The 14960-nt window shown below is 49.3% G+C and carries 13 protein-coding genes; 9 read left to right on the plus strand and 4 right to left on the minus strand.

Going from position 1 to position 14960, the window contains the following annotated elements; genetic code table 11:
* Window positions 1–129 precede the first annotated feature (129 nt).
* The 5 genes from yycF to AC0YNT_RS08205 all read left to right on the plus strand — a co-directional run bounded on the left by yycF (window position 130) and on the right by AC0YNT_RS08205 (window position 5889).
* Window positions 130–891 carry a response regulator YycF gene (gene yycF / locus AC0YNT_RS08185; protein WP_167281256.1) on the plus strand — a complete coding sequence of 254 codons (762 nt, stop codon included), beginning with the start codon at window positions 130–132 and terminating at the stop codon, window positions 889–891.
* Window positions 888–2738, plus strand: a complete 1851-nt coding sequence (gene walK, locus AC0YNT_RS08190; RefSeq protein WP_475804117.1) for a cell wall metabolism sensor histidine kinase WalK — start codon at window positions 888–890, stop codon at window positions 2736–2738. The genes yycF and walK overlap by 4 nt, the downstream gene beginning before the upstream one ends.
* Entirely contained in the window at window positions 2735–4231 is a 1497-nt protein-coding gene (gene yycH, locus AC0YNT_RS08195) for a two-component system activity regulator YycH (protein WP_475804118.1), read from the plus strand. The genes walK and yycH overlap by 4 nt, the downstream gene beginning before the upstream one ends.
* A 28-nt stretch (window positions 4232–4259) precedes the next feature.
* Entirely contained in the window at window positions 4260–5015 is a 756-nt protein-coding gene (gene yycI, locus AC0YNT_RS08200) for a two-component system regulatory protein YycI (protein ID WP_475804119.1), read from the plus strand.
* Window positions 5016–5082: 67 nt separating this feature from the next.
* On the plus strand, window positions 5083–5889 hold the full coding sequence (locus AC0YNT_RS08205) for an MBL fold metallo-hydrolase (RefSeq protein WP_441895505.1): 807 nt from the start codon (window positions 5083–5085) through the stop codon (window positions 5887–5889).
* Here AC0YNT_RS08205 and AC0YNT_RS08210 read toward each other — a convergent pair.
* On the minus strand, window positions 5858–6079 hold the full coding sequence (locus tag AC0YNT_RS08210) for a hypothetical protein (protein ID WP_475804120.1): 222 nt from the start codon (window positions 6077–6079) through the stop codon (window positions 5858–5860). The genes AC0YNT_RS08205 and AC0YNT_RS08210 overlap by 32 nt on opposite strands.
* Before the next feature lie 148 nt (window positions 6080–6227).
* On the opposite strand from AC0YNT_RS08210, the gene AC0YNT_RS08215 reads away from it, so the two are divergent.
* The gene (locus tag AC0YNT_RS08215; protein ID WP_475804121.1) at window positions 6228–7595 is read left to right on the plus strand and encodes a S1C family serine protease; all 1368 of its coding nucleotides are present in this window, start codon (window positions 6228–6230) and stop codon (window positions 7593–7595) included.
* Window positions 7596–7762: 167 nt separating this feature from the next.
* Window positions 7763–8671 (plus strand): DUF4097 family beta strand repeat-containing protein, encoded by a 909-nt coding sequence (locus AC0YNT_RS08220; protein WP_475804122.1) that lies wholly within the window; start codon window positions 7763–7765, stop codon window positions 8669–8671.
* A 129-nt stretch (window positions 8672–8800) separates the two neighbouring features.
* Here AC0YNT_RS08220 and AC0YNT_RS08225 read toward each other — a convergent pair whose 3' ends face one another.
* Window positions 8801–9130 (minus strand): YnfA family protein, encoded by a 330-nt coding sequence (locus tag AC0YNT_RS08225; RefSeq protein ID WP_441895082.1) that lies wholly within the window; start codon window positions 9128–9130, stop codon window positions 8801–8803.
* Window positions 9131–9296: 166 nt separating this feature from the next.
* Here AC0YNT_RS08225 and AC0YNT_RS08230 point away from each other — a divergent pair, with 166 nt between their 5' ends.
* Complete coding sequence (locus tag AC0YNT_RS08230) at window positions 9297–9467, plus strand: CxxH/CxxC protein (protein ID WP_167281275.1); 171 nt, start codon at window positions 9297–9299, stop codon at window positions 9465–9467.
* Between the two features lie 81 nt (window positions 9468–9548).
* Here AC0YNT_RS08230 and AC0YNT_RS08235 read toward each other — a convergent pair whose 3' ends face one another.
* Window positions 9549–10958: an amidohydrolase gene (locus AC0YNT_RS08235; RefSeq protein WP_475804123.1), complete on the minus strand. Its 1410-nt coding sequence runs from the start codon at window positions 10956–10958 to the stop codon at window positions 9549–9551.
* Between the two features lie 167 nt (window positions 10959–11125).
* On the opposite strand from AC0YNT_RS08235, the gene AC0YNT_RS08240 reads away from it, so the two are divergent.
* On the plus strand, window positions 11126–13177 hold the full coding sequence (locus tag AC0YNT_RS08240; RefSeq protein ID WP_475804124.1) for a helix-turn-helix domain-containing protein: 2052 nt from the start codon (window positions 11126–11128) through the stop codon (window positions 13175–13177).
* Window positions 13178–13186: 9 nt separating this feature from the next.
* Here AC0YNT_RS08240 and AC0YNT_RS08245 read toward each other — a convergent pair whose 3' ends face one another.
* On the minus strand, window positions 13187–14953 hold the full coding sequence (locus tag AC0YNT_RS08245) for a cache domain-containing sensor histidine kinase (protein ID WP_475804125.1): 1767 nt from the start codon (window positions 14951–14953) through the stop codon (window positions 13187–13189).
* Window positions 14954–14960: the final 7 nt, after the last annotated feature.

Here is a 14960-nt window from a genome sequence, read left to right on the forward strand (position 1 = left end):
GTATAACTGGACTTCTCCAATTATGAGTATTATTGGAGTCCCGCTGAACGAACTTTAATTGGGAACTTGCAAACCGACTATGGTAAAATAAAAGAGTGAAAATAGGATGAGCGACAGGCGGGTGTAACGATGCACGGGAAAATATTAGTGGTCGACGACGAACAGCCCATTGCAGATATATTGAAATTCAACTTAGAAAAAGAAGGGCATCAGGTAATCTGTGCGTTTGACGGTGGCGAGGCGGTACGCCTTGCGTTCGAAGAGCAACCAGATTTGATCTTGCTCGATTTAATGCTGCCTGTAAAAGATGGCATGGACGTATGCCGTGAAGTACGGACGCGTCTGCAAATGCCGATCATTATGCTGACAGCCAAAGATACAGAGATTGATAAGGTGCTAGGCCTCGAGCTTGGTGCTGATGATTATGTAACGAAGCCGTTCAGCACACGCGAGCTGCTTGCTAGAGTGAAAGCGCATCTGCGCCGGCAGCAGAAATCAACAGAAGCAGCTGCTGCTTCTGCGGACAACGCTTCTGCTGATGGCAGTCAAGGTGCTGATGAGAAGCAGGGCCTGAAACTGTTTAATCTATTTATTGATACGGATATGTACGTGGTCTACAAGGACAACGAACCGCTTGACCTCACGCATCGCGAATATGAGCTTGTCTATTATATGGCGCGCAACAGCGGCAAAGTAATGACACGCGAGCATTTGCTGCAAGCGGTATGGGGCTTTGAATATTTCGGTGATGTGCGTACGGTTGATGTGACCATTCGCCGCCTGCGGGAGAAGATCGAAGATGATCCAAGCCGTCCCGAATATATTATGACCCGCCGAGGCCTTGGTTATATGATGCGTAATCCGAAGTCGGGAGGGCTCGGCTACGCATGAGCGGTCGGCGGTTTTTTCGCACCATTCAAGTAAAGCTGGTTATTATTTATCTCCTGCTTATTCTGGTCGCAATGCAGCTGATTGGCGTTTACTTCATCAGTACGGTGAAGGCATCGCTAACAGATAACTTTACGACCAATATGAGGGAGCAGGCGGATATTCTCTCTAAGCTGGCAGCGCCTAATTTATCGGTTAACCCAACAAGCGACAGTGAAGCGAATACGGAGAGCACAGAGAACCTGAGCCTTGTCGTCCGTAATCTATTCAGCATCAGCGGCACGGAGGTGCAGGTGCTGGATGGGAACGGACGTGTCGTTGCGACTTCACTGCAGGTTCCGGAATCCTATATCGGGAAGAAGAATACATCACTTGCGGTAAGCCGTGCGTTAACCGGCATTTCGGATAATGAAGAAGAGATAATTGATGAGAACGGTATTCGTAAAAAGATTATCGCTCTTCCTGTCACTTATAACGATAACGATAAGGTGGTAGGTGCGGTCTACATGGTCGCATCTATGGACAGCTTGTACGATACAGTGAACCGGGTTAACCAGATTTTCTTCTCCGGTACACTTATCGCGCTTGGCCTCACGGGTATTCTCGGCATTCTGCTGGCCCATACCATTACGAGTCCAATTCAAGGGCTGACGAGGCAGGCGGCCGCAGTGGCGGATGGGAAGTTTGATCTTCAGGTGCCGGTTCTTGGCGATGATGAGATTGGCAGGCTTAGTCTAGCCTTTAATGATATGACCATTCGGCTGAAAGAGGCGCTCTCGGTCAATGAGGAGGAGAACGAGAAGCTCGCCTCCATTCTGTCGAATATGAGCGACGGTGTGATTGCGGCTGATGAGAATGGCAAGGTGATTGTCTGGAACCGGCGATCACTCGAGATGCTGGATGTTCGCACCTGCGAAGGCTGTAATCTGCCTGACCTGCTTGGCATGCCGGAGCAGAAGTACCAGGAGCTGCAGCAGGGGCGGGAGCAGACCGTCATCTTATCACGCGAGGATGATGAAGAACCAGGCGACGATGATGCGGAGGGCATCCTCCGCGTGACGTTCACGCCTATTCACCGCCGAGACAAAGGGATTACAGGGACGATTGCGGTGCTTCAAGACGTTACCGAGCAGGAAAAGCTGGAGCAGTCACGCCGCCAGTTCGTTGCGAATGTCTCGCATGAACTGCGCACGCCGCTCACCACAATTAAGAGTTACGCCGAAGCACTTAACGACGGTGCGCTTGATGAGCGGGAGCTGTCGGAGCGATTCGTTGGGGTTATCCGCAATGAGACCGAACGGATGATCAGGCTTGTTACCGACTTGCTGCATCTGTCGCGGCTTGACTCCAATCAAGCACCGCTCCGGCGGCGGAAGACCAACATCCATGAGATGCTGGACGAGGTGACGGACCGCTTCTCCTTCCAGCTGCGACAGAAGAACATTCGGGCGATGATAGTTGTCGACCGCGATTTGAAGTCGGCATGGCTGGATCGTGACCAGATTGACCAAGTGCTTGATAATTTAATATCGAATGCGATCAAATATACACTTGAAGGCGGGGCGATTGAGTTCAGCGCCCATAAGCAGGATGCCGGTACGATCGCGATCAGCGTGAAGGACACCGGTATTGGTATTCCGAAAAAAGATTTATCTCGTATTTTCGATCGATTTTACCGGGTGGACAAGGCTCGCTCACGTAATATGGGCGGTACTGGCCTAGGCTTATCCATTGCCCGGGAAATCGTTAAAGCGCATGGCGGCACGATTTCGCTGAAGTCGGAGCTGAACGAAGGAACGACTGTGACGTTCACGCTGCCTGTGCTGCAAGAGGAAGGTGAGACCGCATGATGGAGAAAGCGAAGACGCTCCTGCTCGTTATGCTGGTTACTCTCAGCTTGATCCAATCGTATATTCTCGCTTATAGCATGCCAGGTCTTGGCGCAACGGTTAAGACGGATCAGGATTATGTTAATGCGGATCCGCTGGGCAAAAAGACAAGTGTGGAAAATGTAATTTTCCCAGAGGAGATCGTCCTCCACTTTGGCGGCAACGAACATACCGTGTTATACCCGGGAACAACGTTTTACAATATGATTTTGAAGGATCGTATCCAGGGACGTGAATTTAAAGGGTTCCAACGGAATCCGGCCAATATGCTCAACTGGGATGAAGTACGGAAAAACGATATTGGCGTGGAGCTGCGGTTCCAGAACGGCATTCCGGTAGAATTGCTCAAGAAACTGCTCAAAGTACAGGGGGATTTACTGTTCCTAGGTGAAATGATTGACCGGATCTGGATCTTCAAGGCAACCGATTCAGAAGAGGTCAGGACTTTCTTCTTTAGCAGCGATGGGCAGAAGGTATACGAATCTACACAGGCCGACCTCACGGTTCGCGACGTTCAGGACTATGTCGGCTTTGGTGAGTATCAGCCGAAGTACCAGATGACGACGGACGGCATTTATTTGCCGAAGCAGCCGATTCAATCCGTGCAGATGGTGTTCCCTTATGAGATTTATTCCTCCGAGCTAATGCAGCAGATGTACTTTGATCCGGCGACTACGAAGGCGCTGTATGACCGAAGCGGCTCGCAGATTTTTACGGACGGTAAGCGTGGTCTGCAGATTGAGCAGAAGGGCATGTGGATGATCTATACGAACCCGGCCGCCTCGCAAAGTGAGGAGAATCTGCTCAGTGAGAACGTGTTCGCCTCGATTGAGTTCATTAACGATCACGGCGGATGGGACGGTATACACCGTTTCATCAATCCAGGGATGAACGTGGAAAGCAAGACTGGCAAATATGCAGAGTTCCAGCAGTATGTAGATAACTTACCGATTATAGAAACGAAAGATTTCGAATATGGCAGTATACGACTGACGCTGCAGCAAGGTGTGGTGACGGAATACAGCCGATCCTTGATTACGCTAGCGGAGAAATCCAAATCAAGAGAAGCAAGATGGCTGCCAGGCGGAGCGCAGCTGCGTAATACGCTGGATCACTATGACCGTCGTTCGGAGGTTGTCCGTCTGTTCCCTGCACTGAAGGCGGTGCCGCTTGAGAACAATGAACTGAAGTTTATCCCAGTGTGGGCGGTTCAGCTCGAGGATGGTACGCAGGAGGTACTAACCGAAGCGTATCCGGTTGGCTTTGTCCCGCAGGAAGCGAAGAACCTGACTGATTTAGGGAATGCGTCTGATACGGGGAAAGAGACAGGTACCGGAGAGGTTGATTCCAAAGATCAAGAGACAGCATCCAAGGATAACGACAGTAACAGCTTGTTCGAGGGATCGAATCAATTACAGGATTCAATAGCACCGGATAAGGGTAGCAAGGAATAAGTCTGCAGGAGCGGAGGCGAAAGATCAGGTGGATTGGGGCAGGGCGAAAAGCGTGCTTATTATATCGTTTCTGCTGCTTAACGTATTGCTCGGCTATCAAGTGTGGTCGAACGTCGGCGAGCAGCTCAATGCCAATAAGAATACGGCAGAGCTGCCGACCGAGACATACGCCTTTATGAAGCAGAAGGGAATCGAACTTTCCGCGAATCTGCCGGTCGAGACACCAAAGCTGCGGGATTTGACGTATATGCTGCGCAGCGGCCCCTTCGAGGAGCTGCCGGAGACGAAGCTGGATACGCCGGTGGACAGCCGGATAATTTTCTCTGAGAAGGATTTAATCAAGACGCTGGGCAGCCAGATTATTGACCTCGATAAATATAAGTTTGACCCAGCGATGACTAGAGACGGTGTATTCGTACTTTATCGTATGGCTGATAACCGCCCGATGTTCGATGTGAAGCTGGAGCTGTACTACAGCAATCAGAAAATAACCGGCTTCCGTCAAGTCCGGATTGATCTGACGGGACCAGGCGAATCCAAGGTACAGATGGTGCTGCCAGCCTCGAAGGCGATGGCGCCGTTCATTGAGCGGAACCTACCGGATGGTGCAGTAATTACCGACATTCAGCTTGGTTACCATGGTCAAGTGTTTGATACAGAAACGCAGGTATCAGCGCCTTATTACCGAGTGCTGCTGGAGGACGGGAACGAGTATTATATCCATGCGATTAACGGGGAAGTCGCACAGGTGAAGGAAGACGTACAGCAGGACCGCGTTCGTTAGTATAGGGTGCGGATGTGCAGGGTGAAATAGAGGTTTGTGTTCATGGGAGCAGGGGAAGGGAAGAATGATGGGACTTACGTTTACGGTGCTGGGAAGCGGATCTACAGGTAATGCGACGATTGTAAGCAACGGGGATAAAATGGTGCTGGTGGATGCCGGCCTAAGCATGAAAAGACTAGATGAGCTTATGCGAGAACAAGGTGTAGCTGGTCATCAGCTGGATGCGTTGTTCGTTACACATGAGCACTCCGACCATATTAAAGGGCTTGGCGCCTTCGCACGAAAGTACGAGCTGCCGATCTTCGCTAATGTTGGAACATGGGGCGGTATGGAACGTCATGTGGGTACGATTGCTCCGGAGAAGCGGGTTATTATGGAGACCGGTGAGATGCTGAGCTTTGGCACGATGGAAGTACGTTCTTTTCCGATCTCTCATGACGCGGCGGAGCCGGTTGGTTATACGTTCGTGGATAATGGAGAGAAGCTGAGTCTCGCAACCGATCTTGGTTATATGAGTGATAAAGTAAGACGGGAAATTATCGATTCCGATGTGCTTGTCCTGGAGTCGAACCATGATACTGAAATGCTCCGCATGGGACGTTACCCGTGGAACATTAAGCGCCGGATCTTAAGCGATGTCGGACATTTGTCGAATGTTGCCGCTGGTGAAGCGTTATGTGAGCTTCTGACGGACCGGACGAAGAGGGTGTATCTAGCCCATCTGAGTCTCGATCACAACTTGATGGATCTTGCGATGCTGACGGTGAGGAATGTGTTAGAAGATAACGGAATCTTTTTCAAAAATGATGAGAACCCGCTGCGTGCGACTTACCATGACAGACCTACTGCATGGGATGAAGTGAGGCGGAAATAAACGAGTCCAGCTGATTATCCAGCTCGTCGGCTTTGGCGTTCAGCTCATCTCGGGTAAGCAGACCCTTGTCCACTAGAAGCTCAAGCATAGCACTAAGGGTGAGGACGGTACGATAGTGATCTTCCTTCAAGTCAGCCAGCTTGGCTGCTAATTGGACTTGCTCCCAGGGGGAGAATGGTTTTGTTTTCATAGATACGGTTCGCTCCTTATTCGTTATGATGGAGGAGTGCAAAGGGAATCTATTATTATTGTAGTCAACTCTTACGAAAACATTCTTAAAATATGAAAAATAGTCTTGTTGCATTTCAAAGGCAAGCATCGAAAGGAGAGCGGTAACGATGGGATTGTTTGATGACGATTTCTATTCGACAAAAGTATCAAGGCGCGTTCGTACCACTTCTTCGAGGGATGAGTTTGCCTTCTCTAATAAAAAAGGTATGCGGAGCTGGTCCAATGTCCGTGTTGCGTTCGTGGCTTCCTTCACTAGTGCTGTGGCAGCCGTGCTTCTGTTCGTGCTTGTCTTTGGAGGAGGCGGCTTTGGACCAGGTTCGCATCCGGCAAGCGTATCGGCTTCTGGCAGTACATCGCTTGAACAAAGGACGATTCAAGCTTCGGCCAAGGTTCGTCCAGCCGTTGTCAGTGTCATTAATGAGCAGACTGTTCCGTATGGGCTAATGCCGGATACAGGCAGCACCGAGGATGGAGCAGGCAGTGGCGATGACGGTCAGGTGCAGGGATCGAAGCAGGAAGTAGGCGTTGGTTCAGGTGTCATCTTCAAGCTTGAGAATGGCAAAGCGTACATCATCACAAATCATCATGTTATCGCAAATGCAGAGTCTGTGAAGGTGCTGCTGGTGAATGGTGAGAAGCGGGAAGCGAAAATTGTCGGCAGCGACCAGATTACAGATCTTGCGGTGCTCGAGATGGATGGCAAGGACATTAAGACGGTAGCTGAGATCGGCAAATCGTCGAAGCTGCAGCCGGCTGAATTCGTACTTGCGATTGGTAATCCCCTTGGACTTGGTGACTCGCTGGCGATGGGCATCGTGAGCAAGACGCATCGGATCGTGCCGGTGTCCTTGAACGAGGACGGCGTGTACGACTGGCAGCAAGAAGTAATCCAGGTGAATGTGTCAATTAACGAAGGCAACAGTGGTGGACCACTTATTAATATGGATGGTAAGGTCGTAGGTATTAACAGTATGAAGATCGCCGAGGTTGGCGTAGAAGGATTAGGTTTCGCCATCCCAATCGACAATGCGATGCCGATTGTAAACAGCCTGATGGAGAAGGGATATGTATCCCGTCCTTATCTTGGTGTTTACACGGTTGATTTGGAGCAGTATTTCGCCCAGCAGCAGATGACAGATCAGCCAGCGGGCGGTGACACGAAGGCAGGTAAAGGTGAAGGTTCAGCTAATGAGGATTCGGCTGAGGTACAGGATCTACCGGATTTGAAGCTGCCTGATGAAGTGCTAGATGGAGTAATCGTGCTTGAGGCGGTTGGGCCAGCGAAGGAAGCGGGGCTGGCGCTTAACGATGTCATTGTGAAGCTGGACGAACAGAGTATCGGCAGTACAATGGAGCTTCGCAAGTATCTGTACGATCAGAAGAAGATTGGTGACGACATAAAGGTTACCTTCTACCATGACGGAAAGCTGAAGACAGCATCGTTCAAGCTTGAGGAAAAGACGAAGGATGAATAGAAGTTGAAGGGCTGCGCTGACAGGAGACTGTTGGCGCAGCTTTTTTTGTCCCCGACTAAAGTCTAACCTTCGAACCATCCTCTGGAAGGTTTATGGTAATCCTTTGCTGCCGTAAACTGAAGGTAAGATAAACGGAGCGAAGAGGTATAGAGAGGGAGAGAGCACTTATGAATAGAGGATGGGTAAGAAATACGATTGGAGTGATTCTTGTGGCGATCGGAATTATGGCATTATTTCAGTATCAATTCGGAGGTTCAAAAAGCAAGGATTACGAACATACGCTGAAGATGGATGAACTTAAGGAATTCAATATTTCGGCTGACAGCCTAGGCTTTGAGCTTAACTTTGTTCCGAGCACGGACGGCAGCAATTCGATCCATTTTGAAGGAAGAGCGAAGCAGGAGATTATCGACCAGATCAAGAATGCTAGTGCGGAAGATGGACGGCTGAATCTACGCTTGAAAGAGAAGTGGCATATTGGATTTTTCGACTTCTCTTCCCTTAACGATAAGCAGGTTGTGACCGTATCGCTGACGGAGGAAACGAAGAAATCACTTGAATCGTTCAAGCTAATCAGCGATTCTGGCTCGATTAAAGTGAACGATGCAGCTGCATTGGACAGCGTGATAGAATCTGACTCGGGCAGTATCAGGCTAAGCGGCTTCCTAGGCAATACGCTGTCGGCGAAGTCAGATTCGGGCAGTATTAAGATCGACAGCTTCGAAGGCAGCGACCTCTCCATGACTTCGGATTCCGGAAGCATCCATGCGGGAACGGTTCGTGCGAAGCTGAAGGCTTCTTCTGACTCCGGCAGCATTACGATAGATCGTCTGAGTGGCGCTGCTGAAGTGAAGTCCGATTCCGGTTCCATCCGGATTGTGAAGGACGATACGTCTGGCGCCGATGTGAAGAGTGATTCGGGTAGTGTGAAAATCGAGGTGCCGGCTGCGTTTGGCGGCTCGTACGACTTGAAGTCCGATTCGGGCTCCGAGCATGCTCCAGATCCAAAAGGTACTTCGAGTGAAGTAATCAAAGTCCGTACGGATAGCGGAAGTATTCGGGTGACCCAGCCGTAACATAATCGAGTAAGTGAGGCCGCACGGGCAGAATAACTGACCGTGCGGTTTTTTTGCCTAGTAGACGGGTAAGGCGGGTAACGGCGGAAGTAATAAGACCGTCCCAGGGTCTTATTGGTAGCGGGATGGCTAGCTGCTCCGAGGAGCGTAGAGCATAATCGCTACACCAATGATACAAACGGCGGCACCGATCCAGTCATAGAGGTCGGGTGCTTTTTTGTCGATGAGCCATCCCCATAGGACGGCCAAGATGATAAAAACACCACCGTAAGCTGCGTAAACTCGGCCAAAGGAGGGAAAGCTTTGCAGGGTTGGGATAATGCCGTAGGCAAGCAGAATGATGCCGCCGACAATGCCATACCAGATTGGCTTCGCTTCACGCAGCCATAGCCATACAAGGTAACCACCGCCGATCTCAGCAAGGCCGGCAAGCAGGAAGAGAACAAGTGCAATAAGCAAGGGAAATACTCCTTTTTCAATAAGGTATTAATGATTTGTTATTTATTATAGCGGGATGGATCACAGAAGGAAATGAAAGGGAGAATCGGACAAGATGCTTCACATCGGCTGGCTAGTTTGCTATGCTAGTTATAATAAACAACATTGAAGAGGAAGCGAACTACGAATGTATTGTGTATGCAAACAGCATGTGGAACTGGCGATTGATAAATTTGTGGACGAGTATGAGGATGCACCGGATATTGTAGACTTGAAGGAAACGGAATTTGCGGACTGGGATCCGCCGCGCAGCTGTGATCTGTGCGGAGACGCAGCCGCTGAGTTCCTAGTGGTATAGCTGCGTGTGAACGCTAAGAAGGCTGACATCTCTCTACCGGAATATCCGGTGAGAGTTGCCAGCCTTTTTTCATAAATCGGGTTAGCCTGCTGGAACAGACTCCTTGTAGAACGGAGGCTTCACGTCCATCGGGATACCGGTCTTATAGATATGCCCGTTTGTACTTGCTGCAAATTCCTCACGAGCTTTTTCCAGTATGCCGTTTGTGTTAAGCAAAAGATCATAAGCAGAAAGTGCCATTGCTTTGGCTGCATAATGCATGCCCTTCATTCCGATAGAGGATCCAAAGGCAGCTGTTGCCTGCCAAGTATGGGCTTGAATGCCTGCAGGTGAGCAGGTGGTCATAATTTGGCCCATTGGCGTAATCCAGGAAGCATCACCAATATCGCTTGATCCACCAAAGGTGATTCCTAACAAATGCTTAGGATTGAAGGAGTCAGTAGGCAGGATATCGGATACCGGGAACATCTTACTACCGGCTTCGAGAACAGCAGGGTCAACGCTTCCGCGCAGCTTCTCTGCAAATTTATATTCTTCTTCTGTAAAAGATAAAGGTTCAATTAGTGCAAATTGATCATACATGAGATCATTCAACGCCACATTCGGTAGAGTATCGTAGCAGCCTGCTTTGATGCCCCATTCGACTTCCGTTTCCGTCATCATCGCAGCACCCTTGGCAATCTTAATGAGACGCTCCTGCAGGTGATCAACCTCAGCTCTATTCTTGCCGCGCAGGAAGTAGTACACGCTTGCCTTGTCCGGCACGATATTTGGAGCAAGCCCGCCGTTTGTAATCGTATAGTGGATACGCGATCCGTCTGGCACATGCTCCCGTAAGTAGTTGGCAGCAACATTTGTCAGTTCAACCGCGTCGAGCGCGCTGCGTCCAAGATGTGGAGCGGCCCCGGCATGAGCCGTGCGGCCAGAGAAGAAGAATTCAATTGCCGTCAATGCTTGCGATCTGAAGTTAGCGGTCATATTCATGCCGCCAGGATGCCAGGTTAATACGCTGTCGAGGTCATCAAACGCTCCGGCACGAGCCATATAGGTTTTGCCTGACAACAGTTCTTCAGCCGGACAGCCATAATAACGAATCGTACCGCTAACTGAAGCCATAATCTGCTTCAAGGCGATTGCCGCTTCTACACCTGCGGTACCCAGCAGATGGTGTCCACAGCCATGTCCTGGCCCGCCTTCCACAACCGGATTCTCATTGAAGTCAAGCTGTTGGGATAATCCTGGCAATGCATCGAATTCTCCCATAATACCGATAATCGGCTTCCCTTTACCGTACTCAGCTACGAATGCAGTAGACACTTCTCCAACATTACGCGTAATGTGGAACCCTTCTTTCTCCATCGCTTCAGCTTGCAGCGAGGAAGCAAAGCTTTCCGTATAGCCTACCTCGGGGTTTTCCCAAATTTGTTTAGCCATTTGTGTGAATACAGCTTCATTGTTGTCCACCCATGCGAGAATATCCTGCTTGCTCATGACAATCCCTCTCTTCTTTGATTATGTTAGATTCATTTACATTATAGCCCTCATGATTTTCTGAATCATTGTTGGAAAAGAGGATGTTTACCGTTATATCTTGTTGATTCACACAATTATCCAGTAAACTAATGTTATATTAACTAACATAAGAGCGGGTGGTTCGGATGGATATTCATGAGCTAATGCAAAAGTTAGTTGAATGGAAGCAAGGCAGTCCGTATGGTCTATGGGTACGTAACGATGCGGAAGATTCATGGCGAAGATGGTCAGGCATCGAACGGATAGGGGCAGAGGCTGCGGCTGCAGCGGATTCGCCCAGCGAGGACGAATTGCCTGAAGATCCTGGTGATGCGGAATCGTTGTTCTTCGTATATGGTGAGCCTCTATGGCGGGAGGCGCTTATGCTTTATCCATCAGGAGCGGGAATTAGTTATGAGAAAAAAGAGCGGCTTCGTTCCACTGTCCGGGAGCTGTGGCTTGAGGAAAAGGTGCATCGGCAGCAGATGGAGCATGAACAGTGGCTTATGGGATTGCGGGAGCTTACTTCCTCGCTCGATTTGAATGAATTACTGCTTCACATTATGCGTACCGCATTAACCGTTATTCCATCTGCCAGCTATGGCTTCTTCATGATGTATGAACCTGAGACGGGCTTACTTGTTCCGCGGGCAAGTGTTGGCATGGAAGAATCGATATATGAGTTCCGGGTTGGTCCCGGCGAAGGAATATCCGGGAAAGTATTCGAAAGCGGCCAAGGTGATATTTACATAGCGACAGAAGCATTCTCAAGAGCAATGGACAATGTATCCGAGGTGAAACTTTCCAGTTTATCCAAAGCATTCGGGAGTGAGGCCGATAGTGTTCAGGCCGCTATGGCCGTACCGGTTATGATGAACAAAGAAAAAATTGGCGTTATGCTCGTGCATCAGCTGCAGAGGAGAGCCCGGCTTAATGAACGGGACCTTCAGCGGCTTCAAGGATTTGCCGATCAGGCTGCCATTGCGATCTCGAATGCCCGGTTATTTGCAGAGCTGGAGGAGAAGAATCGGTATTTGACAAGACGTAATGACATTCATGATATTTTCACCAAGCTGTCTGTTGAAGGCAAGGACCTCGAGACGGTAACCCGGACGATGACGGAGATGATTGGACTGCCGGTATCCTTTGTCGATTTGACTAAGGATGAATGGTATCCCGCGGCGGGCGACGAACAGGATAGGCTTGGTGAGAGCAATCATCGACGTCTCAGACAAGAGACGACACCTTGGACAATGGATTTTCCGGATCGTGACAGCATCTATATTTATCCGGTATTAAACGGCCCGATACTGCTCGGCTGCTTCGCCGTCAAGCTAAGCCGCCCTCTTCAACAGCTTGATTCGGTTGTATTGGAGCAAGGCGGAGCGGTGGCTGCACTCGAAATGATGAATACCTACTCGTTAATTGAAATGCACTTCCGAGGCAATCAAGAGCTCTTTGGCGAGCTGCTTGCCTATCGTGAACCCAAAAAGCTGGAAAGCAGGCTAAAAGGTTTTGGCTTATCGAAGCACCAGTCTATATTCGTAGCTGTTCTTCAGCTGGTTGAAGAGCAGACGGATGCCAAACGGAGAGAAAGTGATCTAAGAAGAATTGTGTCCGGCATAGAGAAGGAATTCGGCAGAGGCGACCATCTGCTCTTTGGCGCTCATGACAAGGTAACCATTCTGGCATCTGCAGAGGACGAGAAGAAGCAGCAATTGTTCGTTAGGAAGCTGAGTGACGCGGCGCGCAAATGGTCGGAGACCTCTGGGACGAATCTTTACGGAGGTGTTGGCGGACTGTACAAAGGGTTTGAGCATGCAGCCAAAAGCAATGAAGAAGCGGGCCGCTCGCTTGCCTATTTGAAGAGCCGGGGATACCTCCAAATTATGCTTTATGGCGATATTGGCATTAACCGATTGTTCATAAATCAGGACCCGGAGGAGATTGAATCTTACGTTCAGGATGTATTGAAACCGCTCCGTTCACCAAAGGGCCGATCGGGTGAACTGGAACGGACTCTCAAGACTTATATGGCGTCCAATCGCGCCTCTGCTATAACGGCAGAGCAGCTTCACATTCATACAAACACGCTGTACCATCGGCTTCGCAAGATTGAAGAACTGCTGGAGGTAAGTTTGGATGATCCGGATGATTGGTTAAAACTATATCTGGCCTGCCACTTAAGTACGTCCTAACGGTGCTTATTAGTTAATCGGCAGCAAAATAGCGATAAGCGTTCCTCTTCCAGGTTTACTTTTGAGCCGCAGCTCGCCTCGCTGACCGTAGGCGAGCTGGATTCTTCGCTGCGTATTAATTAGGCCGATGTGATTAGTTGGAGGCGAATCACTAAAGAGCTTGGTCTGCAGCTTCACCATTCTCTCAGCTGTAATACCGTTACCGTTATCGATGACGGTGAGACGAAGCTGGTTGTTCAGACGCTGTATCTTAATCTTGATCAGGAGCTTATGCCCGGTGCGCAGTCCATGCTCAAGGCTGTTTTCAATCAGAGGCTGGAAAATAAGCTTTAAAACCTGATACTTCTCGAGTTCTTCATCGTATTCCCACCAGATGTCGAACTGTTCCCCGTGCCGAACCCTCAGTATGGCCACGTAGCTTTTTGTATTGGCAATCTCTACCCTTAGAGGGACAAGAGAGTTCTGGCCGTCCAAGGAATATCGTAAAATATCCGACAGATGCTCAACCATGCTGGTCAGTTCATTTGGACCGTCTGTATAGCTGGCTGCTTTCCAGTGGATGGTCTCCAGCGTGTTGTATAGAAAATGGGGATTCAGCTGGGACTGCAGAGCAGCAAATTGAGCGGCCTGCGTCTTGTACTGGCTTTCTGACAGCTGAATTCTTATGTAATTATGCTCAATAAAATTTTGCAGCAGGCTTCGGATAATTAGGCTATGGACGCTGTTCCCCTTTGTCCGGTGAACGGGGAGCGGCTTTCCTTTCTCGGCTGCCTCCAGAATCGATATGATGAGCTTTAAATCCCTGTAATTTTTTTGAGTTAATTTGTAGGCAAGCAAGATGGCCGCAATCAGGGATAGGGAAAGCAGGACACTGCTAATCGTGAGCAGTCTCTGAAGCGTTGTATAGAGTGATTTCTTGGGCGATACGGATATAAAAGTCCAGTTGTACGGTTCCGAGTTCATCTTATTAATGAGTACATCGTCATGGGCAGTGTCCATGGAGAAGGAATTGTTCTTCTTGGCGATAATTTGCTCAATCTCGACTGGGGTCAGAGTGATCCCGGCGTTATTCCCGAAGATAATGGATCCTTGCTCATTCACGACAAGCAGCTGCTGACCTTTTAGAGTAGATAAATCGTTCAGCCGGCGCTCAATATATTCCTGTTTAATATTAAGAACGATAACGCCTTCCGTATCATCAAGCACCTTAAAGTTACGATACATCGTAATGACGTTATTGTTCACCAGTTGTTTGTTCAAATTATATCTGGGAACGGCACGGCTCTCTGCCCAGACTGCTTTATCATTCGCATGCTCTAAGTAACTGGCGTACCAGTCATGATCCGGATCCTCTTCGAGTGACAGGAACCCCCCGGAGACAGAGGAGATAAAGCGTTGATAGTCGTTATTGAGATAAATGTAGATGGAATCGATATAGGACTGAGCGATGGAGGGGGAATCGATAAAATTTTTAAGAGCGGCCAGCTGCTCGTAGTCCTCGGCCGTTGGGAGCGGCTTGTTCAGCATGCTCTTCAAATTCATAAATTGGGTTGCGCTCGCAATAATATGAAGATTCAGGGATTGCTGCTCATTAAACAGCAGCTCGATATTTTCCTTAGTCTGTTTCAGCATGTTCGTATTTCGATTGTTAATCTCGTTCACCGCATACTGCTGGATGAGAAAGGCGGACAAGGCTCCCAGGACGACGAGAGGAATCAACATGGGCAGCAGAAAGGTCAGCAAATTTCGAGTGAAAAAACGGGATGTCGTCGTCATGGCAATC

It is taken from the genome of Paenibacillus sp. J22R56 (assembly GCF_056269375.1).

Bases quoted from the DNA above. Each gene is read 5' to 3' on its own strand.
- yycF (WP_167281256.1), top strand. From the start codon at position 130: ATGCACGGGAAAATATTAGTGGTCGACGACGAACAGCCCATTGCAGAT.
- walK (WP_475804117.1), top strand. From the start codon at position 888: ATGAGCGGTCGGCGGTTTTTTCGCACCATTCAAGTAAAGCTGGTTATT.
- yycH (WP_475804118.1), top strand. From the start codon at position 2,735: ATGATGGAGAAAGCGAAGACGCTCCTGCTCGTTATGCTGGTTACTCTC.
- AC0YNT_RS08205 (WP_441895505.1), top strand. From the start codon at position 5,083: ATGGGACTTACGTTTACGGTGCTGGGAAGCGGATCTACAGGTAATGCG.
- AC0YNT_RS08210 (WP_475804120.1), bottom strand. From the start codon at position 6,079: ATGAAAACAAAACCATTCTCCCCCTGGGAGCAAGTCCAATTAGCAGCC.
- AC0YNT_RS08215 (WP_475804121.1), top strand. From the start codon at position 6,228: ATGGGATTGTTTGATGACGATTTCTATTCGACAAAAGTATCAAGGCGC.
- AC0YNT_RS08220 (WP_475804122.1), top strand. From the start codon at position 7,763: ATGAATAGAGGATGGGTAAGAAATACGATTGGAGTGATTCTTGTGGCG.
- AC0YNT_RS08230 (WP_167281275.1), top strand. From the start codon at position 9,297: ATGTATTGTGTATGCAAACAGCATGTGGAACTGGCGATTGATAAATTT.
- AC0YNT_RS08235 (WP_475804123.1), bottom strand. From the start codon at position 10,958: ATGAGCAAGCAGGATATTCTCGCATGGGTGGACAACAATGAAGCTGTA.
- AC0YNT_RS08240 (WP_475804124.1), top strand. From the start codon at position 11,126: ATGGATATTCATGAGCTAATGCAAAAGTTAGTTGAATGGAAGCAAGGC.
- AC0YNT_RS08245 (WP_475804125.1), bottom strand. From the start codon at position 14,953: ATGACGACGACATCCCGTTTTTTCACTCGAAATTTGCTGACCTTTCTG.